The sequence below is a fragment of the Aeromicrobium sp. genome, from assembly GCF_014378035.1.
Lineage (GTDB): Bacteria > Actinomycetota > Actinomycetes > Propionibacteriales > Nocardioidaceae > Aeromicrobium.
On sequence record NZ_JACMOM010000107.1, the window covers coordinates 1 to 9,442 of the forward strand.

At 68.2% G+C, this 9,442-nt stretch carries 10 protein-coding genes and 1 pseudogene; 7 read left to right on the top strand and 4 right to left on the bottom strand.

The window, feature by feature from the left end; all coding sequences use genetic code 11:
* Positions 1 to 173 precede the first annotated feature (173 nt).
* Positions 174 to 683 carry an O-acetyl-ADP-ribose deacetylase gene (locus tag H7290_RS05465; protein ID WP_290513003.1) on the bottom strand — a complete coding sequence of 170 codons (510 nt, stop codon included), beginning with the start codon at positions 681 to 683 and terminating at the stop codon, positions 174 to 176.
* A 112-nt stretch (positions 684 to 795) separates the two neighbouring features.
* Here H7290_RS05465 and H7290_RS05470 point away from each other — a divergent pair, with 112 nt between their 5' ends.
* The 3 genes from H7290_RS05470 to H7290_RS05480 all read left to right on the top strand — a co-directional run bounded on the left by H7290_RS05470 (position 796) and on the right by H7290_RS05480 (position 3,282).
* On the top strand, positions 796 to 2,250 hold the full coding sequence (locus tag H7290_RS05470) for an AlkA N-terminal domain-containing protein (RefSeq protein ID WP_290513004.1): 1,455 nt from the start codon (positions 796 to 798) through the stop codon (positions 2,248 to 2,250).
* Complete coding sequence (locus H7290_RS05475; protein ID WP_290513005.1) at positions 2,247 to 2,717, top strand: methylated-DNA--[protein]-cysteine S-methyltransferase; 471 nt, start codon at positions 2,247 to 2,249, stop codon at positions 2,715 to 2,717. The genes H7290_RS05470 and H7290_RS05475 overlap by 4 nt, the downstream gene beginning before the upstream one ends.
* A gap of 100 nt (positions 2,718 to 2,817) precedes the next feature.
* Positions 2,818 to 3,282 carry a Rho termination factor N-terminal domain-containing protein gene (locus H7290_RS05480; protein WP_290513006.1) on the top strand — a complete coding sequence of 155 codons (465 nt, stop codon included), beginning with the start codon at positions 2,818 to 2,820 and terminating at the stop codon, positions 3,280 to 3,282.
* 110 nt (positions 3,283 to 3,392) lie between these two features.
* Here the strand turns inward: H7290_RS05480 and H7290_RS05485 are convergent, their stop codons facing one another.
* Entirely contained in the window at positions 3,393 to 4,109 is a 717-nt protein-coding gene (locus H7290_RS05485) for an IclR family transcriptional regulator (protein WP_290513007.1), read from the bottom strand.
* Positions 4,110 to 4,212: 103 nt separating this feature from the next.
* Between H7290_RS05485 and leuC the strand changes: the two genes are divergently transcribed.
* Complete coding sequence (gene leuC / locus H7290_RS05490; RefSeq protein ID WP_290513008.1) at positions 4,213 to 5,634, top strand: 3-isopropylmalate dehydratase large subunit; 1,422 nt, start codon at positions 4,213 to 4,215, stop codon at positions 5,632 to 5,634.
* Positions 5,635 to 5,726: 92 nt separating this feature from the next.
* The gene (gene leuD / locus H7290_RS05495) at positions 5,727 to 6,326 is read left to right on the top strand and encodes a 3-isopropylmalate dehydratase small subunit (RefSeq protein ID WP_290513009.1); all 600 of its coding nucleotides are present in this window, start codon (positions 5,727 to 5,729) and stop codon (positions 6,324 to 6,326) included.
* Between the two features lie 16 nt (positions 6,327 to 6,342).
* Here leuD and H7290_RS05500 read toward each other — a convergent pair whose 3' ends face one another.
* Complete coding sequence (locus tag H7290_RS05500; protein WP_290513010.1) at positions 6,343 to 6,531, bottom strand: hypothetical protein; 189 nt, start codon at positions 6,529 to 6,531, stop codon at positions 6,343 to 6,345.
* Between the two features lie 86 nt (positions 6,532 to 6,617).
* On the opposite strand from H7290_RS05500, the gene H7290_RS05505 reads away from it, so the two are divergent.
* Positions 6,618 to 7,619: an NAD(P)H-dependent glycerol-3-phosphate dehydrogenase gene (locus tag H7290_RS05505; protein ID WP_290513011.1), complete on the top strand. Its 1,002-nt coding sequence runs from the start codon at positions 6,618 to 6,620 to the stop codon at positions 7,617 to 7,619.
* A gap of 27 nt (positions 7,620 to 7,646) precedes the next feature.
* Here the strand turns inward: H7290_RS05505 and H7290_RS05510 are convergent, their stop codons facing one another.
* Positions 7,647 to 8,714: a PLP-dependent aspartate aminotransferase family protein gene (locus H7290_RS05510; protein ID WP_290513012.1), complete on the bottom strand. Its 1,068-nt coding sequence runs from the start codon at positions 8,712 to 8,714 to the stop codon at positions 7,647 to 7,649.
* A 36-nt stretch (positions 8,715 to 8,750) separates the two neighbouring features.
* Between H7290_RS05510 and H7290_RS05515 the strand changes: the two are divergent.
* Positions 8,751 to 9,442 (top strand): annotated as a pseudogene (locus H7290_RS05515) (D-alanine--D-alanine ligase A); the annotation flags it as partial.

Genomic DNA, 9,442 nt, shown 5'->3' on the forward strand with positions numbered 1-9,442 from the left:
CTCTCAAGGCGGTAGCGCGGGTTCGAATCCCGTCGGGGCTACCATGGACAAAGACCCTCTGACCTGCAGCGATGCTGGTCAGAGGGTCTTCATTTGCCCGACACCCTCCATGCCCACGGTGACCTGTCGGGACACGTCACCCGCGCACGAGGGTGAGGGGACGGTTCGCCAGCTCATCGATCGCCTCCACTACCCAGCCGGCTCTCGATGGCGGTGAAGGCTCTGGGCCCGAAGGCAACAAGTCGGGCTTCGCGAACATTGGTCGTCGCTGTTCGGAACACCTCGTCGGCCGCCGCGATCGCGTCGTCCAGGGGCCAGCCGTAGCTGCCTGCGCTGATCAGTGGGAATGCCATGGTCTGGACCCCCAGATCATCCGCCACCTGAAGCGCCCTGGCGTAGCAGGAGGTGAGCAGGCCGCGGTCGCGTTCACCGCGGTTGTAGTTGGGTCCGACCACATGGATCACCCACCGTGCCGGCATGTCACCGGCGGTGGTCCATCCCGCGTCACCGGTCGCGAGGCCGGTGGGAAAGCGACGGCGGCACTGTTCGAGGATCTCGGGGCCTCCTGCACGATGGATGGCGCCATCAACGCCGCCTCCGCCTCGCATGGCCCGGTTGGCTGCATTGACGATGGCGTCGACGTCCTGGCAGGTGATGTCACCCTCGACCACCGAGATCTTCATCGCGTCAGCATGCCATTGTCCGGAGGTCTGCAGCCGTGGCGCCAGGACCACGACCCGCGTCCATGTCTGAAAGCCGCTAGAAGTTGTCGGCGCAGGCGGTCATGATGGACGAATGGACTTTGATCACGAGCGCCGTTATCGCGCAGTTCAGGCGCGTGACGCGAGGTTCGACGGGGTGTTCTACACCGGGGTCCGCACCACGGGCATCTACTGCCGGCCCTCGTGTCCGGCGGTCACCCCCAAGCCGGCCAACGTCACCTTCTTCGTCACCGCGGCGGCCGCCCAAGAAGCCGGGCTTCGCGCCTGTCGCCGGTGCCGCCCCGACACCACGCCGGGCTCGCCGGAGTGGGATGTGCGCGCCGACGCCGTCGGTCGCGCCATGCGGCTCATCGGCGACGGGGTCATCGAGCGTGAGGGCGTTGACGGACTGGCCAGCCGCCTGGGCTACAGCCAGCGGCACGTCACCCGCCTGCTCACGCAAGAGCTCGGAGCCGGGCCCCTGGCCCTTGCCCGCAGCAACAGGTCGCAGGCCGCACGGGTGCTCATCGAGACCACCGACATGCCGATGTCCGACATTGCCTTCGCGGCCGGGTTCGCCTCGGTCAGGCAGTTCAACGACTCCATCCGGCATGTCTATGCGCTCTCGCCCTCCGAGATGCGAGGACGTCGCGGAGCCCGGCAGAGCGGCCCCGCCGGTCGCATCACCGTGAGGCTCGCGGTGCGTCAGCCGTTCCACGCAGCAGCCCTGCTCGACTTCCTGGCCGCCCACGTCATTGTCGGCGTGGAGGTGGTCGAGGGCCGCACGTACGCTCGCACCCTGCGGCTGCCGCGGGGGCTCGGAGCCATGGCGCTCACGCTCCACGACGACCACGTGGTCTGTGAGCTTGAGCTCGAAGACCTGCGCGACATGTCGGTCGCCGTCGACCGGGCCCGACGCCTGCTCGATCTCGACGCCGACCCTGTCGCCATCGACGAGGTGCTGGGCGCCGATCCCACGCTTCGCCCGCTCGTCGAGGGGGCTCCGGGCCTTCGCGTCCCGTCCCACGTCAGCGGCTACGAGGTCGCGGTGCGCACCATCGTCGGGCAGCAGGTGTCGGTGGCGGGGGCCAACACGGTGCTCGGGCGCCAGGTCGACACCCTCGGCACACGGGTCGATCTTGTGCTGGCGTCGGCGCACGGCCTCACCCACGCCTTCCCGCCCCCCGAGGCGCTGGCCGCCGTCGGCGACACCGAGCTGGGCATGCCGCGTTCGAGGGCACGGGCTGTCATCGGTCTCGCGGCAGCCGTCGCCTCAGGTGAGCTCGACCTCGACCCGGGTGCCGATCGCGATGCCACTCGCGCCCAGCTGCTGGCGATGCCGGGCATCGGCCCCTGGACCGCCGACTACATCGTGATGCGCGCCCTCGCCCACCCCGACATCCTGCTCGAGACCGACCTGGTGCTGCGACGCGAGCTCCAGCGACTTGGGCTCACCAGTGACGACACCCGGCACTGGCGCCCCTGGCGCTCGTACGCCGGCATGCACCTGTGGCGTGCCACCTCTGCCTTCGAAAGGACACCATCATGACCACCTCATTGACTCGATGGATCGACTCGCCGATCGGAGGACTGCGACTGCACTCGTCGGCCGGACTCATCACCGCCATCGACTTCGGTGCCTCACCCCACGACGGTCGCGCCGACGATCCGGTGCTCGACCTTGCCGAGAAGCAGCTGGCCGAGTACTTCGCCGGCGAGCGTCACGACTTCGACCTTCCTCTTGCCAGCGAGGGATCGGAGTTTCAGAAGAAGGTCTGGTCAGAGCTTCGACGCATCCCGTACGGCGAGACGGCGAGCTACGGCGACATCGCCCGACGTCTGGGCTACGAGACGGTGATCGCGCGCGCGGTCGGGGCGGCCAACGGCGCCAACCCCATCCCCATCGTGGTGCCGTGCCACCGCGTCATCGGCTCCGACGGGTCGCTCACCGGCTATGCGGGCGGCCTCGACCGCAAGAAGACCTTGCTCGACCTGGAGCAGCCGGGCTTGTTCTGAACCAGATCAGTGCCTGCCCTCTGAGGGCATGGCGCGGCACGCTGTTCGCCTCGACATGGCAGGATCACAGGTCATCGTTGTTTCAAGATGAGGAGAAGGCATGGCCGCGAAGAAGAACTCCAAGGCGAAATCCACCAAGTCCAAGCTGGACGCCGAGCTGGACGCGGCGAAGTCGACGATCAAGAAGCTCAGGTCGACCGTCTCGAAGCTCGAAAAGAATGTCGAGAAGCTCGAGAAGAAGCTCGAGAAGAAGGCAGGCCAGGTCAGGGCCGAGGTCAAGGCGCGCGGAGCGTCTGCCAAGAGGGCCGGCACCGCGGCCGCGAAGTCGGCCACCGGCTCGCGCAAGGCCAGCACGACGGCTCCCAGACCGAGGACGACCACCGTCCGGGCAACCCCGGTGACCACGGCTCCTGCTGCCAAGGCGCCTGCCGCCCAGACCACGGCCGCCACGTCGTCCGCCACCGCCGAGCCGACCGTCGCACAGCTGCGTGCCGCAGCCCGCAAGAAGGGTGTCGCGGGCTACTCGCGCATGCGCAAGGACCAGCTCGTCGCCGCCCTGAAGTAGCTCAGCACCGCCTTACCCCGGACGGCAGACCCCGGGGCGTCAGCAGATCCGGCGCTTCACCACCCGTGGTGACGTTTTCGGGTCGGCCGAGGTCTTGGGTGGGGCTGAGATCAGGTCGATCGGCGAAGGCTCTGCGAGAGCCTCTCAGCGGCGGCCACGACGGCTGGCGCGTGCATGCGTCCCGGCTGTCGGGTGAGGCGTTCGAGCGGTCCGGAGACCGAGACTGCGGCGACGACCTTGCCCGACGGTGAGCGCACCGGTGCAGATACCGACCCCACGCCGTTCTCGCGCTCGCCGACGCTCTGTGCCCACCCGCGACGGCGCACGGCCGACAGCTCGGCGGCGGAGAACGTCGCCTTGAGCAGACCCTTGTTCATGCGCTCCGGGTCCTCCCACGACAACAGGATCTGCGCGGCGGAGCCGGCGCTCATCGTCAGCTGACCCCCGACGGGTATCGAGTCGCGCAGGCCGGTCGGACGATCCGCAGCCGCGACGCAGACGCGGAAGTCGCCTTGGCGGCGAAACAGCTGTGCCGACTCGCCGGTGATGTCGCGGAGGCGGGCCAGGACGGGCCCTGCGGCTGCGAGCAGACGGTCCTCGCCCGCCGCGGCGGCAAGCTCGCCGAGACGGGGGCCGAGGATGAAGCGGCCTTGCATGTCACGGGCGACGAGCCGATGATGCTCGAGGGCGACAGCCAAGCGGTGAGCGGTGGGGCGAGCAAGCCCCGTGCTCGCCACGAGGCCGGCGAGGGTGGCAGGTCCGGGCTCGAGCGCCGCGAGCACAAGGGCGGCTTTGTCGAGAACGCCGACTCCGCTAGAGTTGTCCATGTACTGATACTGACGTATCGCATTGTGAGACGCAAGTGAATGACACGCGCGTGAGCCGCGCCACCACCGCCCCGCAGAATCAGGAAGAGCCGAGGAGAGCATCATGGGCAGGACCCTTGCCGAGAAGATCTGGGAAGAGCACGTCGTGCGCCGCCACGAGGGCGAGCCCGACCTCCTCTACGTCGACCTCCACCTCATCCACGAGGTGACGAGCCCCCAGGCATTCGATGGACTTCGCCTCTCCGGACGCACGGTGCGCCGCGCTGACCTCACCCTCGCCACCGAAGACCACAACATTCCGACGACCGACCTCGACAAGCCCATCGCCGACCTCGTGTCGCGCACGCAGGTCGAAACGCTGCGCCGCAACTGTGCGGAGTTCGGCGTCCGCCTGCACCCGATGGGTGACATCGACCAAGGCATCGTGCACGTCGTCGGCCCGCAGCTCGGCCTCACGCAGCCCGGCATGACGATCGTGTGCGGCGACTCGCACACCTCGACGCACGGCGCGTTCGGCTCGATCGCGTTCGGCATCGGCACGTCAGAGGTCGAGCACGTGCTGGCCACCCAGTCGTTGTCGCAGGCCAAGCCCAAGATGATGGCCGTCGAGGTCGTCGGCGACCTGCCCGAGGGCTCGACCGCCAAGGACCTGATTCTGGCGCTCATCACGCAGGAGACCACCGGCGGGGGACAGGGCTACATCGTGGAGTACCGCGGTGATGCGATCCGCCGGCTCTCGATGGAAGCCCGCATGACGATCTGCAACATGTCGATCGAGTGGGGTGCCAAAGCCGGGCTGATCGCACCCGACCAGACAACGTACGACTATCTCGAGGGCCGCCCCAACGCACCGACCGGCGCCGACTGGGACGCTGCCACGGCGCACTGGGACAGCCTCGTGACCGATGACGACGCGGTGTTCGACAAGGTCATCACGATCGACGCGTCGACCATCACGCCGTTCGTCACGTGGGGCACCAACCCCGGCCAGGGCGTGCCACTGTCGGGCAACGTCCCCGACCCGGCGTCGTTCGAGGACGAGAACGAGAGGGTCGCCGCCGAGAACGCCCTCACGTACATGGGCCTCACTGCCGGCACCCCGATGAAGGACATCGACGTCGACACCGTATTCATCGGCTCGTGCACCAACGGCCGCATCGAAGACCTCCGTGTTGCCGCCCGGCTCATCGAGGGCCACACGGTGGCCAAGGACACCCGCATCCTGGTGGTGCCGGGCTCGGTGCGTGTACGCCTGCAGGCTGAGCAGGAGGGCCTCGACGTGATCTTCAAGGACGCCGGCGCAGAGTGGCGCGGGGCAGGCTGCTCGATGTGCTTGGGTATGAACCCCGACCAGCTCACCCCGGGCGAGCGCAGCGCCTCGACCTCCAACCGCAACTTCGAGGGACGCCAGGGCAAGGGCGGCCGGACGCATCTCGTGTCGCCCGACGTCGCCGTCGCAACCGGGATCCTTGGCCACTTGGCCGGTCCGGCCGATCTCGCAGCACTCGCGAAGGCAGGAGCCTGACGTGAAAAAGCCTGACCCGACCACCGGACCCCCTCGAGCGACAGTCCTGTCGCGACTCGACCTCGCTTGCACGGACCGGGAAGGTAGCTGACATGGAGAGGTACTCCTCGCACACGGGAGTCGGCGCGCCACTGCGTCGTAGCAACGTCGACACCGACCAGATCATCCCCGCGGTCTGGCTCAAGAAGGTCACCCGCGACGGCTTCGAGGAGGGACTCTTCTCGGCATGGCGCAACGACCCGTCGTTCGTGCTCAACCAGGACGCCTACAAGGACGCCTCGGTGCTGGTGGCCGGGCCCGACTTCGGCACCGGCTCCTCACGCGAGCACGCCGTCTGGGCACTGCAGAACTACGGCTTCAAGGTCGTCATCTCGCCACGCTTCGGCGACATCTTCCGAGGCAACTCCGGCAAGGCCGGGCTGCTCGCTGCGCAGGTCGACGACAAGGTCGTGCAGCGCCTGTGGGACTACCTCGACGCCACGCCGGGAGCTTCGATCACGGTCGATCTCCAGAGCCGCACGGTGCGGGCAGGTGACGGCATCGACGCCATCGAGGACTCGTTCACGATTGACGACTACACCCGCTGGCGTCTGCTCGAGGGTCTTGACGACGTCGCCATCACGCTGTCGCACGAGGCTGACATCACGACGTACGAAGCGACCCGCCCGAGCTTCAAACCGGTCACCCTCTAGACCCAGGGGTGGCTGGTCAGCGCCACATACTGATGCCGATGACGCTGCCGGACGTGTCCGTGTCGACGAACACGCGCTGGCCGACGCGGAGGTGACGGATGTGGTCGGCGAGGGTCGCGGCGCCGAAGTCGAGCGGTATGCCGTCGTCGGTCAGCAGCCCGCCGGCGCGGGTGGACTGGTCGAATCGCGCCACGGTGCCTTGCATGGCACCCACCCTAGTGGCGCCCCGGAAGAGTAGGCTCGCCTTCGCCGTCGAGACATGGCACCACCGACAACTGATGGAGATCGGCAATGGCGAAAACTGCCGTGATGGGCGCAGGATCGTGGGGCACGGCCTTCGCGCTGGTGCTGGCCGATGCGGGCAACGAGGTCACGCTCTGGGGACGCCGGCCTGAGCTCTGCGAGACGATCAACTCCACGCACAAGAACGCCGACTACCTTCCCGACGTGCTGCTGCCCGACGCGATCTCGGCGACCTCCGATCCAGCCGAGGCCCTCGCCGGTGCCGAGATCGTCGTGCTCGCTGTGCCCTCGCAGCAGCTGCGCGCCAACCTCGAGTCGTGGAGCGACCGCATCCCCGCCGATGCCGTCATGGTGAGTCTCATGAAGGGCGTCGAGCTGGGCACCCACCTGCGGATGAGTGAGGTCATCGCCGAGATCACCGGCGCGGGTCCCGAGCGTATCGCCGTGGTCTCCGGGCCCAACCTGGCCAAGGAGATCGCCAACCGGGAGCCGGCTGCCAGCGTCGTCGCCTGCACCGACCAGACGGTGGCCGAACGCCTGCAGAAGGCCTGCCACACGCCCGCGTTCCGGCCCTACTCGATGACCGACGTCATCGGGTGCGAGCTGGCCGGCACCGCCAAGAACATCATCGGTCTGGCGGTGGGCGTCTGCGTGGGCCTGGGCTACGGCGACAACACCAAGGCGTCGGTCATCACCCGCGGGCTCGCCGAGACGGCTCGTCTCGGCGTGGCGATCGGTGCCGACCCGGTGACCTTCATGGGCTTGGCCGGCATGGGCGACCTGGTGGCGACGTGCTCCTCGCCCCTGTCGCGCAACCGCTCGTTTGGCGAGAAGCTCGGCGAGGGCATGAGCGTCGCGGAGGTCACGGCGCAGACCCGCCAGGTGGCTGAGGGGGTCAAGTCGTGTCAGTCGGTCAGTGAGCTCGCCAAGATGCACGGCGTCGAGATGCCGATCGTGGAGCACGTGGCGGCACTGATCGCTGGCGAGATGAGCCCCGACGAGCTGGTGGCGAATTTGATCTCGCGTCAGGCCAAGCCCGAGACGGTCTAGCCCTCCGCAATCTGCGGCCAGAACGGTCTAGTTGAAGGTCGCCAGAACATTGCGGATGTCGATCCAGAGGTCCTCGACGTCCTCGATGCCGACGGAGAGACGGATCAGCGATTCGGGGACGGACGAGGGCTCGCCAGGATGGCGGCGGCGGCGCTCCCACGTCGACTCGACCCCACCGAGGCTCGTCGCGTAGGTGATGATGTCGCTCTGCTCGGTCATCTTCTGCGCCACGTCGGCGCCGGCGACGACCTCGAAGGCGATGATCGTGCCGAACCCGGGGTAGCGGCACCGCGTGATGTGGCGCGAGGCCGAGAGGCGCTTGTGCAGCTCGCGCGCATTCGACTCGGCGCGGTCGAGGCGCACGTGGAGCGTGCGGATGCCTCGGGCGGCGAGCCACGTCTCCATGGCGCCGGGAATGGCGCCGAGCATGGTGCGACGCTTCTGGATCGCGTCGTGGGCGCGGTCGCTGTTCGTGACGACGGCGCCGAGGATGACGTCGCTATGCCCGGACAACAGCTTGGAAGCGGAGTGCACCACGAAGTCGGCGCCCAGATCGAGCGGTCGCTGACGCAGGGGGGTGGCGAACGTGTTGTCGACCGCCACCGCCGTGCCCGACCGGGCCGAGGCGCGCGTGATGGCCTCGATGTCGGCGATCTCGAGCGACGGGTTGGTCGGCGACTCGATCCAGACCAGCGCGGCACTCTCGGACGCGTCGATGACCTGCTGCGTGTTGTCGATGTCGACGAGTCTCAGCTCGATCTGACCGCGCCGGGCGCGCTCCTGCAGCTGGGCGATCGTGCCGTAGTAGGCGTGGCGGGGGGCCACGACGGCTGCCTTCGCCGGGACGAGGTCGAACAACGCCGTCGTGGCGGCGATCCCTGAGGCGAAGGCCAGCGCCCGTCCGCCCTCGAGTGCACCGAGCACCGTCTCGAACGAATCCCAGGTGGGGTTGCCTTGTCGGCCGTACTCGGACGCCCCGCCGGGAACCAGCGCGCTGGCGAGTGTGATCGGCGCGTTGAGCGGTCCCCCCGGGACGCGGTCCGGCCGCCCGGCACCGACCGCAATGGTCGAGGGCGAAAGATCGTGTCCATGCATGAACCCATCATGCCCTGACCGGTATCGTGCTCCGCAATGAGCCTCTCGGTGGACGATTCTTTCGACAAACCTCGCCTCGCCGTCATTTTTGGCGGCCGTTCCAGTGAGCACGGTGTGTCGTGCCTGACGGCCCGCGAGGTGCTCGCGGTCATCGACACCGATCGGTACGACATCCGGCCCATCGGCATCACCCGCGACGGTGCCTGGGTCGAGGAGACGGCGCGTTGGCCCGATCTGATGGCAGGGCAGCTTCCGTCGGTTCGAGACGACCTCCCGGCGTTCGGGTGGGGCGACCTGCACCAGTTCGACGCGGTGTTCCCCCTGCTGCACGGGCCATGGGGCGAGGACGGCACGATCCAAGGCCTCCTGGAGATGGCCGACGTCCGCTATGTCGGCGCGGGTGTGCTCGCAAGTGCCGTGAGCATGGACAAGCCCGTCACCAAGACGGTGTTCTCAGCCGCTGGTCTGCCGCAGATCCCCTACGTCACGATCATGCCGTGGCAGTGGAAGGGCGAGCGCGACCGGGTCGAGGCGCGCATCCGTGCGCTGGGCCTGCCTGTTTTCGTCAAGCCCGCCCGGGCAGGCTCGAGCTCCGGCGTGATGATGGTCGACACGTGGGACGAGCTCGAGATCGCCGTCGACAAGGCCAGGGAGTTCGACCCCAAGGTCATCGTCGAGGCAGGTGCCCGCAGCAAGCGCGAGCTCGAGTGTGCCGTGATGCAGCAGCC